15 protein-coding genes are annotated in these 17,669 nt (G+C 42.8%); 9 read left to right on the top strand and 6 right to left on the bottom strand.

What is annotated here, in order from left to right; translation table 11 throughout:
* Entirely contained in the window at positions 1-4,473 is a 4,473-nt protein-coding gene (locus J4N22_RS02250) for a fibronectin type III domain-containing protein (RefSeq protein WP_207492084.1), read from the bottom strand.
* A gap of 280 nt (positions 4,474-4,753) precedes the next feature.
* Here J4N22_RS02250 and J4N22_RS02245 point away from each other — a divergent pair, with 280 nt between their 5' ends.
* The 7 genes from J4N22_RS02245 to J4N22_RS02215 all read left to right on the top strand — a co-directional run bounded on the left by J4N22_RS02245 (position 4,754) and on the right by J4N22_RS02215 (position 10,776).
* Positions 4,754-5,011, top strand: a complete 258-nt coding sequence (locus tag J4N22_RS02245; RefSeq protein ID WP_207492083.1) for a 2TM domain-containing protein — start codon at positions 4,754-4,756, stop codon at positions 5,009-5,011.
* Between the two features lie 101 nt (positions 5,012-5,112).
* On the top strand, positions 5,113-6,897 hold the full coding sequence (locus tag J4N22_RS02240) for an AMP-dependent synthetase/ligase (protein WP_207492082.1): 1,785 nt from the start codon (positions 5,113-5,115) through the stop codon (positions 6,895-6,897).
* 235 nt (positions 6,898-7,132) lie between these two features.
* A complete protein-coding gene (locus tag J4N22_RS02235) occupies positions 7,133-7,555 on the top strand; it encodes a hypothetical protein (RefSeq protein WP_207492081.1) in 423 nt (140 codons plus the stop codon).
* Positions 7,555-8,616, top strand: coding sequence for a sensor histidine kinase (locus J4N22_RS02230; protein ID WP_207492080.1), 1,062 nt, complete (start codon positions 7,555-7,557; stop codon positions 8,614-8,616). Before J4N22_RS02235 ends, J4N22_RS02230 begins: the two co-directional genes overlap by 1 nt.
* The gene (locus J4N22_RS02225; protein ID WP_207492079.1) at positions 8,606-9,676 is read left to right on the top strand and encodes a sensor histidine kinase; all 1,071 of its coding nucleotides are present in this window, start codon (positions 8,606-8,608) and stop codon (positions 9,674-9,676) included. Before J4N22_RS02230 ends, J4N22_RS02225 begins: the two co-directional genes overlap by 11 nt.
* Positions 9,673-10,431 carry a LytR/AlgR family response regulator transcription factor gene (locus J4N22_RS02220; protein WP_207492078.1) on the top strand — a complete coding sequence of 253 codons (759 nt, stop codon included), beginning with the start codon at positions 9,673-9,675 and terminating at the stop codon, positions 10,429-10,431. The genes J4N22_RS02225 and J4N22_RS02220 overlap by 4 nt, the downstream gene beginning before the upstream one ends.
* A 129-nt stretch (positions 10,432-10,560) precedes the next feature.
* Entirely contained in the window at positions 10,561-10,776 is a 216-nt protein-coding gene (locus tag J4N22_RS02215; RefSeq protein ID WP_207492077.1) for a hypothetical protein, read from the top strand.
* Positions 10,777-10,839: 63 nt separating this feature from the next.
* On the opposite strand, the gene J4N22_RS02210 is transcribed toward J4N22_RS02215, so the two are convergent.
* The 3 genes from J4N22_RS02210 to J4N22_RS02200 all read right to left on the bottom strand — a co-directional run bounded on the left by J4N22_RS02210 (position 10,840) and on the right by J4N22_RS02200 (position 13,957).
* Positions 10,840-11,496, bottom strand: a complete 657-nt coding sequence (locus J4N22_RS02210) for a YceI family protein (protein ID WP_207492076.1) — start codon at positions 11,494-11,496, stop codon at positions 10,840-10,842.
* Between the two features lie 172 nt (positions 11,497-11,668).
* The gene (locus J4N22_RS02205; RefSeq protein ID WP_207492075.1) at positions 11,669-12,682 is read right to left on the bottom strand and encodes a tetratricopeptide repeat protein; all 1,014 of its coding nucleotides are present in this window, start codon (positions 12,680-12,682) and stop codon (positions 11,669-11,671) included.
* A 45-nt stretch (positions 12,683-12,727) separates the two neighbouring features.
* Positions 12,728-13,957: a DUF1015 domain-containing protein gene (locus tag J4N22_RS02200; RefSeq protein ID WP_207492074.1), complete on the bottom strand. Its 1,230-nt coding sequence runs from the start codon at positions 13,955-13,957 to the stop codon at positions 12,728-12,730.
* 107 nt (positions 13,958-14,064) lie between these two features.
* On the opposite strand from J4N22_RS02200, the gene J4N22_RS02195 reads away from it, so the two are divergent.
* Positions 14,065-14,958: a flavin reductase family protein gene (locus J4N22_RS02195; protein WP_207492073.1), complete on the top strand. Its 894-nt coding sequence runs from the start codon at positions 14,065-14,067 to the stop codon at positions 14,956-14,958.
* A 90-nt stretch (positions 14,959-15,048) separates the two neighbouring features.
* Positions 15,049-15,528 (top strand): hypothetical protein, encoded by a 480-nt coding sequence (locus J4N22_RS02190; protein ID WP_207492072.1) that lies wholly within the window; start codon positions 15,049-15,051, stop codon positions 15,526-15,528.
* A 61-nt stretch (positions 15,529-15,589) separates the two neighbouring features.
* Here the strand turns inward: J4N22_RS02190 and J4N22_RS02185 are convergent, their stop codons facing one another.
* Both J4N22_RS02185 and J4N22_RS02180 read right to left on the bottom strand, forming a co-directional pair.
* Positions 15,590-17,083 carry a PH domain-containing protein gene (locus J4N22_RS02185; RefSeq protein WP_207492071.1) on the bottom strand — a complete coding sequence of 498 codons (1,494 nt, stop codon included), beginning with the start codon at positions 17,081-17,083 and terminating at the stop codon, positions 15,590-15,592.
* Positions 17,061-17,588, bottom strand: coding sequence for a PH domain-containing protein (locus J4N22_RS02180; protein ID WP_207492070.1), 528 nt, complete (start codon positions 17,586-17,588; stop codon positions 17,061-17,063). The genes J4N22_RS02185 and J4N22_RS02180 overlap by 23 nt, the downstream gene beginning before the upstream one ends.
* Positions 17,589-17,669 lie beyond the last annotated feature (81 nt).

Raw genomic sequence — 17,669 nt, 5'->3', positions numbered from 1 at the left:
TTATTTTTTTAATAGTGATTGCGTGAACACCTGCCCTTCGCCAGTAACCTGTAGTTGGTACAGACCCTTTGGCACTTGCATGAGTTGCAATGTTTGAGCAGCTGCCCCTCCTCCGTGTAAGAACGTTTGATTGAGGACACGCTGACCAACACTATTGATCAGGCTTATTGTATAACTACCTTTTGGTAGTTGCACCTGGAGCGAAAGCTGGTCACCTGCTACAGGATTTGGAAAAATTGCTATAGTAGACGTGGTTTTTCCAACAACAACTTTTACCGTTTGACTGAGCGTCTTTTGGCCATTTCTGCTAATGCTTCTGATACGATAGTAGTTAGCACCATTTAACGGATTGGCATCTACCCAACCATAACTTCCAATACTTGTGGTATTACGCGCTGCAACACTTACTGCTTTGGTAAAGCTGCGGCCATCTGCTGATTTTTCAACTTCATACTGTGCCATATCAGTCTCACCAGCCACTGACCAGTCCACTTGTATGTTATTGTTCTGTTGGTAAGCTTTTACAGCAGTAATAGTCACCGGTAGTACAGCAGCAGTCTGGAATACCACCCTGAACCTGTCAGCAGCGGAAGAGGCCGCATTGGATGTAACCGTGAATGGCACTACTGTAGGACCATCAAGGCTAAGTGGAATGTTGATGCCCTGGAACTTATCCTCAAGGTATGCCTGCAAACCTGGTGCATTGAAACCTATGGCTTCAAATTGCAACTCATAAGCTTGCTGCTTCAATCTGGCAACCGACAAGAAGATTGTATCGTTGTTATCTATCAGTGGACGCTTTTCGATACTCAACATCTGGTTGCTCCTGCTGATGGCAATATCTTCATCCCAGTTAGCTATCTGTGGTGCGTCATTGGCATCTACTGCTTTGGTATAGGCATTGTCATACACGTTCACCACACCATCGGCAAGTATACGACCACTGGCATCGATGAAGTAAAGTGACGTTCGGAACATCTCCATACTACCTGTACGGAACACATCAATGTTGTTCTCGCTGCTTTTATCTGCTTCGGTGACGGTGAAAGTAGGTGAAACGGCACCACTGGTTGCTTTGACGAAAAATGCCTGGCCACTTTGTATCTGCCTGGTGGCAGCGCCTGCACTTACAACTCCCATTTTATCTACCGTCACATATCCTCCTCTTGTACCTTGGTTTGGATCCCATAAGGTATAGAAATCTTCAAAGGAAGGATTAGCCGCTGCTAATGATGCCCAATCAATAGGCGATGCATATGGATTCGATATAAGATTAAAGGCGCCATTACCCTCTAGACTACTGAAGACCTGTGTGCCGGTAAGCAGGCTTCCAGTAGCACGAAGCACTGTATTGGTGGCAGGAAGCGGATTGGCAGTAGAAAGCATATTGATGCTGCGGTCGCCCCTTACAAATAACAGGTAACCCTTTTTAGCATCTAACGTAGCTACATTAGTATTAGTTCCTGTCACCCATGTATCGGTTGCGGCATTGTAATAAAACAAGCTCGCATTGTTGGTAAGTGTTGGATCAAATCCATTAGCAGCGCCACCCGCACCGGTAATGTGAGTACCATACCCGGGAAGTAAATTGCTATTGCTGCTGGTACTTGCATTCGTTTGCCCTTCCTGCCAGTTTGCGTTAATGGAAGTAACAGTATTAACAGAAGGTGCAAGCATACGATAAGCACGATTGAGAGCAGTGGGATTCCCAAACTTACCAATGCCTGAGATATAGCGTTCAACAGTGACATTGGTAGCGTCAGCAAGTGTTCCAGTAACCTCACCTAAACGAGCAGTACCCGAAGCATTTGATTTGAATACTACAGGTCGGTTGTTGAAATCTGCAGTACCGGCAATTGTAAGTGATTTACCTGCACTAACCACCATAGAACCTGTACTAGCAATATTCAGTGAAGCTCCGGCAGCCACCACATGATCAACATCAACTAAAAGTTGATGACCATCCTGTATGAGAATACTGTTAGTGGCAGATGGTGCCGAAGTAGCATCTATAAAATCGGAACCCTGTTGGTTGAACTGCCATGTAGATAGCGATGATAGGTTACCATTTGCCTTAGTCCTGTATACTGTAGTAGCCGGGTCCTTGTGTGTAGTAACAGAAATAACATTAGAGTTACCGGATGTACTATTGGCACTGGCTGCACGTACACGGTAGTAATAGGTGGTGTTAGGGGTGAGGCCATTGATGACATTAGAGGTTGAAGCAAATAATAGGTTACTAAAACCAGGTATTGGACTTAAAGTTTGACCTGAAACAGAAATATCATCTAATCTCCATTGTGATGTAGTCGTAGAAGACTTTGTAAAGCGAATATATACCTCTGGATTTCCAGAATATGAGCTAAGATCAATGGTGTATTGATCATAACTACCAGCAGGAACATTGTTGTGATCAAAGGTTTCAATGGTTGAGAAGCCTGTAGTTGGACTTGATGTAGAAACCTCTACAGTCAAAGTTTTTGATGTAGTATTTACTGTTCTTCCAAGATAAAAACTTATTGAACTGGGATAAGCTATACTTGCAGTAGTTAATGATCCGTTGTTAGAATTGGCGATTGCTGCTGCTGAACCACTTTTTGTATCTGAAGCAGCTGTACTTCTTGACCAGCCGGTGGCTTGCCAACCTTGAGGAGGGAAGTTTATACCTTCAAAGCCTTCAGTCAAAATATTACCCATTGTTGGTTGTAGCAGGTCTAATTGATAACCTGTTGCACCTGTCACAGGATTCCAATTCGCGGTGAAAGAACTATGGCTTACCGAAGTGGCAGCAGCTATAACTGGTGCAGACAAATTAGAAGTTGTAAAACTTTCCTGATTGCCATAGCTGGTTCCACCGCTATTGGTTGCAAAAGCTTTGAAGTAATAAGTCGTGTTTGCTGCTAAACCACTTATTGATGAAGTAAAGCTTCCGCTGCTCAAATTAGATGAACTCACGGAAGTGCCTGATCCATTAGCGAAGCCATTGGTAGTACTATATTCTATTCCATACGCTGTAGTGGAAGAACATCCGGCAGAGGCTATGGTTCCTGCCAGTGTTACAGAAGTAGAAGTAATATTTGATGTGCCTCCTGTATTAACTGAAGGCGGGAGATTAATTCCACTTCCAGAAGCGGCTACATTGATGCTTGAAGAACCTCCTCCGCTAACAAGTATATCACCATCATACGATTGTATTACTGTTGGATTGAACTTCACGTAAATAGTAATATTGGCACCATTATATGCTGGTAGGGTCAGGGTTGATGTGTAAGTTCCACTTGAAGTAGTGGAGTAGGAAAATCCGGCAAGTCCACCGATAAGTACGTCACTACCGTCTAAACCTGAGCCAGATAATGTAAAGGAGTGAGGCCCTTCAATATTGTTTATACATACACTTCCAAAGGCTGCTAAAGTTCCAGCAGTTAAACTATGTGAGCCAATTAAAGTTGAAGTCGCTTGTACGGAAGAGTTTCCACTTGCAAATTCACCAACGGAATATTGAGATGCTGCTCTAATCCTATAGTAATAGCTTGTACCAGCTGAAAGGCCTGTGACAGATTTTGAGTTTGTTGATTGCCCTGGAACATACAGGTTATCGTAACCGGAGACCATAGTCGAAAATGTATTATCAGTTGCCACATCAAGTCTATATCCTGTCACTTCAGATACTGCTGACCAGTTCGCATTGAATGAGGATGAAGTTAAAGCAGTAGCAGTGGAAGCAGTTGGTGTGATCGGTAGAGGATCAAATAGAATATTATCTATGTCAATGGTCACTGTTCCATTATCAATAACAAATTTAAAATCTGTCAGGTCAACTGTGCTTGTAGTTGCTGGCTGATCATTAAATTCCTTTGTAGTACCTACCCAAACATCCCAAGTATCATTTGCAATAGACTCATTAGTTCCGTCTGGTGCTCTATAGTGTAAGGTTCCACCAGAATTGTTGATTGCCCAAGTTATTGTCTGAGATCCAGAAAATGTATTTAAGCCAGTTACACTTGTACCTATATTCCGCAGCGTAAATTGCCCGTCTGTAGAGGTGCAATTGATGCCAAGTCTGGAATGACTGTTTGCATTATTTTCTCTACTATTATTCGTTGAAAAACCAGAGCCTACTTGAAAACCTGCAAAATTGGTAGTAGCAGCTGAGTTCCCTGTAATTGCAACATCAAATTTGACTAACATTGCCGTCGGATTTGGAATGAAATCAGTCGTTCTAGACATGGCCCCTACATTGCCTCCACTTCTTGAAAATCTCAGTTTATTAGAAGTGATTGTAACAGTAGTACTTGCTCCCGAAGTTGTTAAACCATTAAATTGTCCGTTCGTAGGTGTGCTACTTACATAATGATTAATAGTAGAGGAGCTTTTGAAATCTTGTTCAAGCAACTGCCCCCACCCATCAATTTCCCACAAAATAAACAGGATACAAAGCACAGCCTTAAAAGGCGAAGTAAATTTCTGCTGCATACGTTTTATATTAGGTTTAGAATGAAACAGTAATGAACACCGGGAGTTATCAGTGGAGCCTAATTCTCGCAGCACAAGTCTATGGTAGCCACCAGTTGTGAAACACCAGGTTTAAAGAGGTATTGGATCATAGCCGTATTTTTCTAGCTTAACCTATATGCACACAATTCACCATCAATGGGGGTGTAGCAGAATTATTTAACTGTGCCATCCATGGGGGTGGATAAGGAGGAGGAAACAGCAGTAAACAAATTCTGAATTTGAATATATAAAGCTTTATATGAAAAGTAAAACTTCTACGAAAAAAAATTTTGAAAAGCCTGCTAACCTAATTTTCATCATTACTTTCTTGTGGGGCGTCTGGTGGTTCTCCATTGACCGCCTGTATGGGTTCAATCATTTTCCATGGCCATTGTGGGTAATGCTGGCTTGGGGGCTTGGTCTTGTTTTCCAATATTTTGATGCTTACAACAGTAGTGGCAGTTCGCTTACGCAAAAAGAATATGAAAAGCTGAAGCAGGAGCACGGGCAACTATAGGATTGGATAAGGAAACAGGTGGATTATAAGCTTGCAACAAGCTGTTGTTTTGCAGTTTGTTGCAACCGACTTATATTGCTGGAAGCTTCAAAATTTTTCCTATGACTTCAAAACGATTGTTTGACTGCCTCGCACACCAGTTATCTAAGTTTCCTAAAGACGATATGCTGGTTGCCAAAATAAATGGCACCTGGACACCCTACAGTACCCAACAGGTGCAGGATATTGTAAATCGTTTCAGTGCTGGTCTTTATAAACTAGGTGTTTCAGCCAATGATTTTTCTCCTGAAGGTTCCGATAAAATTGCCATCATTAGCAGCAACCGCCCTGAGTGGGTTTTTACTGACCTGGCTGTGCAGCAGGTAGGAGCAATACTTGTTCCTATTTACCCTACCACCAATCCACTTGAACTCGAATTCATACTTAAAGACGCTGCTGTTAAATACATTTTCGTAAGTAGTGAAGACCTGCTGGAAAAGGTGCGTAGTGTGCAAGATCGTGTACCTACGTTGCGCAATGTTTACACCTTTGATGAAATAGCTGGTGCAGATCATTGGACTAAAGTGCGTGATATGGCTGATGAGCAGGCACTGCGAAAAGTGGAGGAAATAAAGGCAACTATTTCGCCAGAACACCTGGCCACCATCATTTATACATCTGGTACTACCGGCACGCCAAAAGGTGTGATGCTGCGTCACCGGAATATATACAGCAATGTATATGCAGCAAAAGACAGCTTTAAGTTTCCTGATAGCCCGCATCTGAAGGTGCTGAGCTTTTTGCCGCTCAATCACATCTTCGAGAAGATGGTGACTTACATCTACCTGTACAGCGGTATAAGTATCTACTATGCAGAATCGCTTGAAACCATAGGTGACAACCTTAAAGAAGTAAAGCCTCATGGATTTACCACAGTGCCGCGATTACTGGAGAAAGTATTTGAGAAAATAATGGCTAAAGGCAATGAACTGACAGGGGTAAAGCGGAAGCTGTTTTATTGGGCAGTTGACCTTGCTGAAAAATACGATAACCTGAAGAGTGGCGGCGTGTTCTACAATGCACAACTTGCTATTGCTAATAAAATAATCTTCAGCAAATGGAGAGAAGCACTGGGTGGAAATATTGAATTTATAATAACCGGTGGCGCAGCCTGCCAGGAGAAGTTGCTGCGCATTTTCAATGCAGCTAAAATTCCTATTTACGAAGGGTATGGCCCAACGGAAAATAGCCCGGTAATTAGCGTAAATCGCCGCGACCCTTGGACAGATACAAAGTTTGGAACCGTAGGTCCTCCTATCAATGGAACACAGGTGAAGCTTGCCGAAGATGGAGAAATATTAGTAAGTGGTCCATCGGTGATGCAGGGTTATTATAAGCGTCCTGATCTTACCGAAGAGGTGTTGAAAGATGGATGGTTATTGACCGGTGATATAGGAGTGTGGGATGGAAAATTCCTGAAGATCACAGATCGCAAAAAGGAACTGTTTAAAACAAGTGGTGGTAAATATGTGGCGCCTCAGCCTATAGAGAACCGGCTAAAAGAAAGTCCTTACATAGAACAGGTGTTGGTGGTAGGGGCAGAAAAGAAATTTGTTGGTGCCTTGATCGTTCCATCGTACCCTATGCTGCGCGAATGGATGCGGGAAAACAACCTCACATTTACAAGTAATGAAGAGGCTATAAAACACCCGCAGGTTTTGCAACACTACCGCAGCCTTGTTGAGAACTTCAATAAATATTTCAACCAGGTAGAACAGATAAAAAAGTTTGAACTGCTGCCACGGGAATGGAGTATAGACAGTGGTGAAATGACTCCTAAAATGAGCCTTAAGCGAAAAGTGATAACGGAGAAATATAAAGATGCAGTAGAGCGGATCTATGTGTAGTGTTTAGTCACATTTAGGCGATAGGCTTTAGATACGAGGCTGTAGTGGGAAAGTACTTTACATGCCTTCGTTGATCAACTGGATGGTTGGTTATTATGTAAGGCACTTTAGGAAATTGCATTTTCTACAGTTAACAGATTTAAGCGCCTTTAATTAATCCTGCTTCATCGCCCGGTTTCCGTCATTCGTCAGGAAAGTTGAGTAAACTATTGTATGGCTGCAGGAGATTTGGGACATGTTAATCGTGTTGCAGATACTGTTGTTTTTATACCACCAGGTAACCACGCTGTTCGATCTGTTTCCTTTAAACAATGTTCGTGACTATTCGCTAAAAGAGCGACTAGAGGAATGCCTGGTGAATGGTTTGATAATGGCCATACCACCAGCCGGGTTGCTGCTAAATATTGAATGGATGATCAAAGCGGCATTGGTAATTTACCCACTTCTACTGTTGGGAGCATATTTAAGCTGGTGGCGTCCATATTTATTTGGACCGACACCGCAATGGAAGGAAATTTACGATCGCATCTATGAGACAACCATAAAAGTGTTACCACCTATTCGCAATCATCCAATTCCTAACCTGGAGCATAGTATATCACACATGCTTATGTTGTTGATTACTGTTGTTACTTATCTTCATTTTTTCAGCCGGTAATGTCAAACCCTCTTTATAAAAACCAGCACTTCATTATCCTTATTGCATCGGCAGGTATACTGCTGGTACTGGGGCAGGTGCTGTCATATATCAATACGGGCGACTTTGTATCCTTCGGCAATTGGAATAAGTTCTTCCAGGACGCATGGAGCGTTTTTCTGCAGGTAATTTCGTTCATTTACCTGGTGAATTTCAGCGTTCAGTACTTCAATAAGAAGTACGCTTTGCAGCCAAACAGTCTGCAGCGTTTCCTGCACGAATTATTGTTTATCTCGCTTGTTGGATTTTTGATACAGGAAGTTTTTCGCAATCTCTTCATCCGGTTTTCAGTTGTACCCGAAGATCCAAAAACCTTGACGCCAAAGCTTCGCCAACTGCAGATGATCAGCATGGTGTTCCTGTTGGTGATTTATGCCTTTTTTACTTCGCTGCGCATTTTCCGATACCTGCAGTTAAAGCAATTGGAGTTGATACGGTGGCAGCGGGAGTTTACACAAAACCAGTTGGAGGCTTTAAAGAACCAGTTGAACCCGCACTTTCTTTTCAATAGCCTGAGTGTGCTGACATCGCTTGTATATGTTGATGCAGATCTTGCAGAACGCTTTATTGAAAAGCTTTCTAAGACATACCGCTACCTGCTGGAGCAGAAGGATAAGGAGAAAGTGAGCCTGCAAAAAGAGCTGGAATTTTTGAATGCTTATTGCTTTTTGGTAGAGCAGCGGTTTGGTAAAAAACTACAGGTGCAAATGAACATTAATGGCGTTAATCAAGAACGCAGTTTGCCACCACACTCGCTGATGATAGCAATGGAATACATACTCGCCAATAATGCTATGTCAACTGCAAATCCGTTGAAAATTGAATACAAGTGCGAGAAAGATTCGGTGTTCATTCAATACAATCATCAACCAAAACAGCAGGTGGAAAGTAATAGCAGGCAGCAGATAAACGGCCTGCGTGAAAGGTATGCATATTTAAGCCCAAGCCGTGGTATGAAGGTGCATGAAGAGAGCGCAATTCACGTCATTGAATATCCTTTATTAGCAGCAGATGAACATTAGCTTACCATATCGTTCGGTCAGTACCATCAAGCCAACATTGATTGTGGTGATTGGTGTGAGCATCGTGTTCCCGTTGTTGTTCGCTTACATCAACGACGAGATGACAAGAGAGGTGCTGGTACGTGAACTGGTCCTAACGCCGCTGCGGCTGGTAGGTGTTGCAATAGTAGTTTTTGCTGTTGTTGAGTTGTTCAACCACCTGGTTAAAAAGACACGTGTTCAATGGTGGCGGTACCTGCTTGAATTTCCTGTTATCGCTGTAGTAGTATATCAATGGTTGATTTGGACACTGGTGCATGTAGAGGGGCCAATTCGCTGCGGTAATTGCCCGTTTGAAATCGCCAATATCAACCCATGGAACTTTCGCCAATACATCAGCCTATACATGGTCGGAACGTTGTTCACGTACATCTTTCAGTCAGGTGTGAACATTTACCAGCAGGCACAGCAAAAAGCGGCAGAGGCAGAGAAATATGAGAAAGACTGTGCAGTAGTTTGCCTGCAGGCGCTACGCAACCAGGTAAACCCGCATTTCCTTTTCAACAGCTTGAGCGTACTATCATCGCTGGTGCACGTAAGTCCTGAAACGTCAGAAAAATTCATTCACCAGTTGAGTAAAGCCTACCGTTATATCCTTGATCAGAAAGACCTGGAATGGGTGACGCTAAAGGCAGAACTTGATTTTTTAGATGCTTACTTCTTTTTGCTGCAGATACGTTTTGATAAAAAAGTGCGATTGGAAAAACAGGTAGACATTGATCAGCATATTTATACACTGCCGCCACTTACCCTGCAGTTGTTGGTGGAAAATGTGGTAAAGCACAACAAAATGTCGGTGCATGAACCATTGGTGATAAAGGTGTATAACGAAGGTGAACAACTGGTGGTGCAAAATAATATTAGCCGCCGCGACCAACACGAGAGCAGCACAGGTATCGGGCTTGCGAACATCAGGCAACGCTACGAGTATATCACAGACCAGAAAATTCAGATAGAAGATAATGAAACGGATTTTACCGTTCGCCTTCCTCTTATTCAACTTAAACCTTCAAGCATATGAAAGTAATCATCCTGGAAGATGAGCACCTGACAGCGCAAAGGCTGGAGAACATGCTCAAGAAATACGATGCCGGTATAGAAATCTTAGCTACCATTCCATCGGTGGCTGAAGCTATAGAATGGCTTAAAACTAATCCTGACCCGGATGTTATCTTCATGGATATTCACCTGGAAGATGGTCAGAGCTTTAGCATCTTCGAGCAGATAAACCTTGACGTGCCGGTAATATTTGCCACAGCTTACGATGAATACACCATACAAGCTTTCAAGGTGAATAGCGTCGATTACCTAATGAAGCCGATCAATTATGAAGAGCTGGTAGCCGCTATAGAAAAATACAAACGCATACACGAGCAAAAGCAAACACAGCCACTGCAGGCACTGCTAGAATCCATCAATAAAGACAAAGAACCTGAATACAAACAGCGCTTCCTGGTGTCTATTGGTTCACGTTTAAAAACGATTGAAGTGGATGATATCAACTACTTCTACAGCGCCGAAAAGATCACGTTTTTGGTGACCAAAGACAACCAGCGTTTCCCGATTGATTTCAGCCTCGACAAGCTGGCGCTCATGCTCGATCCGAAGCACTTCTTCCGCATCAACCGCCAGATGATGGTAAAACTCTACGCCATCGGCAACATCCACGTATTCAGCAAAGGACGCCTGAAGCTAGACCTGCAACCCGCATCCAAAGAAGAAGTATTTGTCAGCCTTGATAAGGTGACGGATTTTAAAGAGTGGCTGGGGAAATAGATTGTTGATTTCTGATTTTTGGGATGTATTATTTGGGGATGGCGGATGTGTGGAAGTTGAATTGATTTTAATGCTACAGGCAAAGCTTTTGCATAGCTATCGCTATTCATTACTAAAAATGCAAGGACAATGGATACCAACAATGATGACAACAACCTGACGGGCAACAGGCCTGACACACGCAGGTATGAAGTACAAGATAATTCAGGGCACCTGGAAGGTAGCCGCCAGCAAGGCAGCAGCAGTGAAGCTTCTGAAGCTGAGCGACTGAAGGACGAGAATGACCAGTCGGAGCTAAATAAGCTGGACGATAGAGGAACAGTTGGTGGCAACGAAGCGAGCTAACAAAAACTTCTTCTAAAAAAGAAAGCCACCCATTAAGGTGGCTTTACTTCTTTCTATTGCTTCTTACTTCCTGGCTGTAATATCAAGTCCAATGTTCACTTCTTTTCTAATGAACCAATCCTGTGGATTGTTAGGTCCTTTATAATTCATTCCCCACTCGGTACGATCTATTTGGAAATTTGCCTGTGCGGTTACAGTATTATCATTCACAGATACCTTTGCTGGAAACGTTACATTCTTTGTTTCATTTTTTAAAGTAAGGTTGCCACTTACAATGTGTGTAGCACCTTCCAGCTTGCTGGTAGTTTTGCTGCTATCGTAAGGCTCTACTTTAGTTATTTCAAAAGATGCTGTTGGATATTTTTCTACATCGAAGAAATCTGCACTCTTCAGGTGACCAACTAACTGGCCATTGGTTTCATCTTTCAAATCTTCATTTACAATAGAAGCTACATTGATAGTGAAAGTACCAGAAGAGATGGTGCCGTTAGATACGCCAATTGTTCCATTGCTCAGGGAGAATGTACCATTGTGCTGGCCATTAACTTTTGTACCTACCCAGGTTACTTTACTTGCTGCAGTGTCTATAGTATACACTGTGCCTTGTGGAGAACTTGCTTCCCGTTGCTCACTGGTTGCCGCTTTGTCAGCGTCTGGTGCCTGCGTACATGATACAGCTACCATAGCTACTAATGCCGCAGGGAAAAGTATTTTCTTCATGTGTATGATTGATTTTGGAGATGCAAAAGTAGGAAGAAAATTACATTCAAAGTTCAAACATCAATATTTGTTCTAATGTTAACAGCTGGATTATCAAAAAGTAATGTAGTAACAACTTTTAGCTGCTGTTGCTATTCAGCATATGTAATAAGGAGGAAAAAGATATGCTGCCTTAGAAAACCCTGTACTGCTGTCCTTCAGGTACTTTGAAAACTTTGCTGCGGGCAAAGGCCAGGTAAGCATCTAGCTCTTCTTTGTGAAACTGGCTCCATGTCTGGTAAGTACGCAGGTTTGCAGCGGGACCAAAAAGCCAGAAATTATAAGCTTCAAAAAGGCCTTCCTGCAGTAGCTGGCGTTGGTGCTCAAACAGCCTGAATGGATACTTATCGCCATGCTTTTCGTACCAGTCTAAGATGAAATGTGTACGTATAATGGTGAGCGTTTCAGGTGTGATGCCAAAAGATGTTTGCGACTGCTGCTGGGCCAGAACATCAGCTACAGCTTTGGTAAAATCATTTGCTTTTTTAGCATTATAAGAAGCAGCAGCATTGCTAGCCAGGTAAAACTTCTTGTATTGGTCGAGCAGCAGGTTCTTGGTTTCAGTGGCACGCGGCGTAAAGCTTTCCATGTTCAGGAACATTTCGCCATACAGCATACTCCACAAAATTTCTCCGCGCTGTGCATATTGCTTACTTACAAAATAGTAGTTGCTGCTATGGTTCGGGTCAATCTCAATTCCTTTTTCAAATAGCTTTAGTGCGCCTTCAGGATCTTTATCCATGATCATTTCGCCATACTCGCTGTACAAGATCCCTTCGTTTGGAAACATCTTTATTGCTCTCTTGTACAGCTTCTCCGCCTCTTTATTATCAGCTATTGATTTATATACCAGCCCCATCATATGAAAAGCAGGAACATCTACATTTGGCTTTTCCACCAGCGGCTTTCCTATTTCCAGCGCCTTTGCAAAATCGCGCTTCAGGTAATAAGAAAACAGAAGATCCTTTGTCATCTCCAAATTATTGGGATCCTGCTGCAGTGCGCGGTTCAGTACAAGTATTGAATTTTCGTAATCACCCTGCCGTAAAAAAGTCTTAGCTGTTTCGTGTAGTTCGGCAGGATTTTGTGCTTGAGCAACGGCCGTCGTGGTGACAGCCAACAATAACATTATTACGATCTTCTTCATACTTCTTTATTAAAATTGAAACAAGCAGCCCCTGTTCAGATTCATTTAGTAGATAAGGTGGGTCAAAAGACCATCCCTCAATTTTGGTTCGAACCAGGTACTCTTTGGCGGCATTACATTTCCACTGTCTGCTATATCAAATAATTGCTGGATGCTTACCGGGTACAGGCTGATGGCTAATGCCCATTCGCCGCTGTTCACCCTTTTCTCCAGCTCTCCTATTCCTCTTATACCACCCACAAAATCTATCCGCTTATCCGTACGCTGGTCCTTGATTCCTAACACCGGGTCCAATACCTTTTCTTGCAAAATGGTTATATCAAGTACACCAATTGGATCATCAGAATAACTTCCTTCTTTAGCTGTTAAAGTGTACCAGTTACCACCCATGTACAGTCCAAACTCATGTAGAGCTCCAGGTTTTACTGCTGCATCGGCCTTCTCTATGGCAAAATTCTTACCAATCTTTTCCAGCAATTCTTCTTCGGTTAATCCATTCAGGTCTTTAACCACCCTGTTATAGTCCATTATATGCAGCTGGTTAGCAGGGAAAAGCGTGGTTAAAAAATAATCCGCTTCAGGCTTGGCGTCGGCTCCCAATGCCTTGCGCACTTTGGCCGCAGAGGCTGCTCTATGATGCCCATCGGCTATATATGTATAAGGAACTTCTTCTTCAAAAAGTGAGGAGATATGGCTAATGGTGTCATCATTGTTTACCACCCATACCGTATGCTGAATGTCATCTTCTGCTACAAAATCATACACGGGCTCGTTATCCTTTTTCCATTGCTCTACCAGCACATTTACCGCTTCCACATCCCGGTAAGCAAGAAAAACATTGCCTGTTTGTGCACCGCTGGTTTTTATGTGATTGATCCTGTCCTGCTCTTTCTCAGGCCGTGTAAACTCATGCTTCTTGATGATATCATTCTCGTAATCATCTACTGAACTTCCGCACACAAGACCTGTTTGGCTGCGGCCATTCATGATCAACTGGTAAATGTAGTAGCAAGGCTTATCTTCCCTGAACAAGGTGCCATTGCTGATAAAGGCTTGTAGGTTCTCCTTTGCTTTTTCGTAAACTTCAGGTGTATGAATGTCAGCCAGGTCATCCAGGTCTATCTCGCTTTTGGTGATATGTAAAAAAGAATATGGATTACCTGCAGCTTCTGCTTTTGCTTCCTGGCTGTTAAGCACATCGTAAGGACGAGAAGCAACTTTTTCAGCCAATGCTACCTGTGGTCGTAACGCTTTGAAAGGAGAGATCTTTGCCATGTAGTTGTATTGTGGTGCGCAAGATAAGCGATTGCCAGAACAAGGATAGGTGCTAGTGGTAGTTGAATGGTAGAAGCAGGAAGCGTGGGTTCTTTATATTCGCATACATGAAAACAATTGACCTGCAACAACTGGCACCGGTAGAAAGGCAACAATGGCTACAGCATGCAATTGCTCCGCGTCCTATATGTTTTGCAAGCACAATAGACAGGGCAGGAAATGTGAACCTGAGCCCGTTCAGTTTCTTCAACCTGTTTTCTTCCAATCCTCCTGTTGTTATATTCAGTCCTGCACGCAGAGTACGTGACAATACAACCAAACATACGCTTGAAAATGTACTTGAGGTGCCTGAGGTAGTCATTAATATCTGCGACTATGATATGGTGCAGCAGGTAAGTCTTGCGAGTTGTGAGTTTCCAAAAGAAGTAAATGAATTTAATAAAGCTGGTTTTACAGCCATACCTGCTACTGTGTTAAAACCACCAATGGTGCAGGAAGCAAAGGTGAAGCTGGAATGCAAGGTGTTGGAAGTAAAAGCACTGGCAAGCGAAGGCGGAGCAGGTAATCTTGTAATTGCAGAGGTTCTAAGGATGCATGTAGATGAAAGCATATTGGGTGAAGATGGGAAGATAGACCAGCGCAAGTTTCACCTGGTGGCACGGCTTGGCGGCGACTGGTACTGCAAGGTGGATGAGACCAATCTTTTTAAAGTAGAAAAACCTAATGTAAAACTGGGAATTGGTATAGATGCTTTGCCGGCTAATATTCGCACCAGCCGCTATCTTACCGGCAATCATCTTGGTCAACTGGGAAATGTACATGATATGCCGACTGTAGATCCGGCCTATGAAGATGATAAGCTGAAGAACATTTTTCAATACTATTCTCTTACTCCTGACGATATGGAAAAGGAAGTGCACCTGTATGCTGCGCAGCTATTAGATGAAGGTAAAGTAACAGAAGCGTGGCAGGTACTGCTATCGACAGAAGTAGCGGTGTAGCTGATGTAGCTAAATGAATAAGTCAATAAAACTTAATGCTGCGTTTAGATTGAAATTTAATGTTACAGCCACAGCCAAACAGCTAAAAGAATGATGTCTTTTAAAGCGGATAATCAGAAGGTATTCAGATATATATTATCAAGCCTACGGGAACTATGTCTTATGGTTTTTTCGTATTGGTTGTTTAGGATTATTCTTTCTATTGGTGAATTTCCTATAATTTTTGCAGTCGGTGGTATCATTTATTTTATTATTAAATATGCTTGGGAGGATAAAATTAAACAGGTAGTTTTTGACCCGGATAAAAAAGAAGTTATTGTTTATTACACTCATTTTGGGGACAGAAAAGTAGATTCATTTTTGTTCGATGAAATAAAATTTAAAGCATACATTAAAGGAGCAAAATCATTCCGATTTTTAGCTGAGCCTGTTTCAGTATTTTTATTTAAGGGTGAAATAAAAAAGTTTGAATTAAATAAAACCAAAGATGGATTTCGTTTTGAAATTCTAAAAGAGTTAATTACAAAAGCTAGATCGCTGTCGGTGCCAGTAACAGAGGAATTTATATAAAGCTGCCTGGCCCTCCAAAGTCACCCATCTCGCACCTAACAACTACCACCTAACACCTCCCTCACATCCACGGCTCGTTCTTATCCTCCACCAGGTACAGAACTAGGTTAGCTAGTTGTTGTGCAGCTTCCAGTTTTATGAAAGGAAGATTTACGTCTCCTCCTGCAGTTTTAAATTGCACTGAAGCTAAACCATGCTTCCTCTGGTAGGGCGACTCCAAGAGTTTTACCTGCTGCACGTTGCGCCAGCAAAGCAGCGTATACCGCCTGCCCCACAGCCCGCTGTATAGTTGCAGTCCTTCATCATTTGCATACCATCTAAAGTTGCGATACCACTGGTAGTTTCTATAGCCAAAATAGAAGAACAACAGCCCCGCCCATAGCCCGTGCCAATCAAACACCAGGTAACCAATCAGCATTAACAGCAGGGTAACCGGTAATGCAATGAGCAACGTGCGGCGCTTCCAATAATCAGGCTCAATCATCAATCCTTCTCTTGGTACAAGCACCGGTGCCTGCTGGTATACATTAGCAAGACCAATGGCGGCATCTAAATTTGTTAAGGGGATCTTTACCTTTTGTTTTTCCTTCAAAGCAGATGTTCCAATTGTCTTTATATCGAGCATCCAAAAATTGATCTTGCAACGTAGCCAGTTGGTGTGCCAGCTGTACACCTGTATTTTATTGTGCGGTATGATGCGCTGCTGACGGTTCAGCAAGCCAAAGCTGATCTTCCATTTTTTGTGTTCGCTTTGCAGTGTAAAATTGAAGTACTTAATAACCGTTCTGAATGAAGAATAAGCAACAGAAACAAATGCAGCAAAAAGAAGTAGAACAGTCACTGCTACAGTCATATTGTTTTCCATTTCACCTCCTACTCTTTCCATCCACTGCCAGCCGTCTATTTCAAAAGCTTTCTTCAGGTCGTCGAGCAGGTTGAGACTAAGCGCAACAAGAATAAGAAAGGCTTCTAAATGATTGGCAGAAAGACTCAGCTTTAGCAGGTCTGCAGCTTCTAAACGATAAACAGGTGCTTGTACTACCTCCTGTTGTTCAACTGCTGTTGGTTCACCGGCAGCATGCGAAAGCAAAAGCTGTTTCAACTGTTCGGCTTTCTTCATTTGCAGCGCATCAATCTTTGCTTCCACTTTTTCTGAGCCTGCACTATCAAATGACACCCGGGCCACGCCAAATACCTGCTGCCATACATTCTGCTCCAGGTGCACAGCCTGCATGCTCTTCAGCGGAATGCTCATCGTCTTCTTTTTTATCCAGCCTGTCCTGATAACCAAATTATCGTTGTGCACATGAAAGTAGTAGAAGAAATAACGAATAAGAGCCACCCCCACAGTAAGCACACCCAAAGCACCAATCATAATTAGAAGTTTAGGCGCTTCACTTACCTTATTTGTCCTTACAAGTATTACGAGCAACGCAGGCCAGAATGTCTTCAGCATAACCAATGCTGCCCTAAGCATCATGATGATGATAGCGGCTGGCGACTGTCGTTGCGGAACAGCAAAATCGGGTTGATCAAAGGGTGTTGTCTCTTCCATGCATTTGGTTGGTGATCCAATCCTTTACTTGTACAGCAGTTTCGTTTGTGATTCCTTTTATAGTGAAATCGGCTTGTTCTGCACCTGCAGTATAAATAGAAACAGAAGCTAGCTTATACTTCCTTTCAATGGGCCCCGACTGCACACTTACGTGCTGCACACGATTAAGTGGTACAATACGGGTACGGCGAGTAAACCATCCGCTTCTATACAGTACATCCTGCTCCCTTATAGCATAGCCACTAAAAGAATAATTTAACCGGGTTGCGAGCCACCCAACAATGGTAATGATAACAAATAGTGCAGCAGCAGGAATAATGATCTCGTACTGCTGCAGATCATCAATAAAGAATATAGCTGCAGTAAGAGCCAGCAAAACAATGATGGTAGTAATGATATAAGTTATCCGCTGCACCTGCAGGTATTCTTTTTCCAGCGGCTGAAAATCTGCCGCTTCCACCTGCGGCAGTTCGTGCAGAGGTATCTGTACATTAGAAAAGTGCATGCGTAAAGATAGGAGCTATGGAGGATTAGCTGATAATGGATCCAAGACGCTTGATCCTTATTAGTTGATACCTGTTATTGG

This window comes from Aridibaculum aurantiacum, assembly GCF_017355875.1.
Classification (GTDB): domain Bacteria; phylum Bacteroidota; class Bacteroidia; order Chitinophagales; family Chitinophagaceae; genus Segetibacter; species Segetibacter aurantiacus.
Note: the sequence above shows the minus strand (reverse complement) of the source record. Positions and strands in the feature narration are given on the sequence as shown.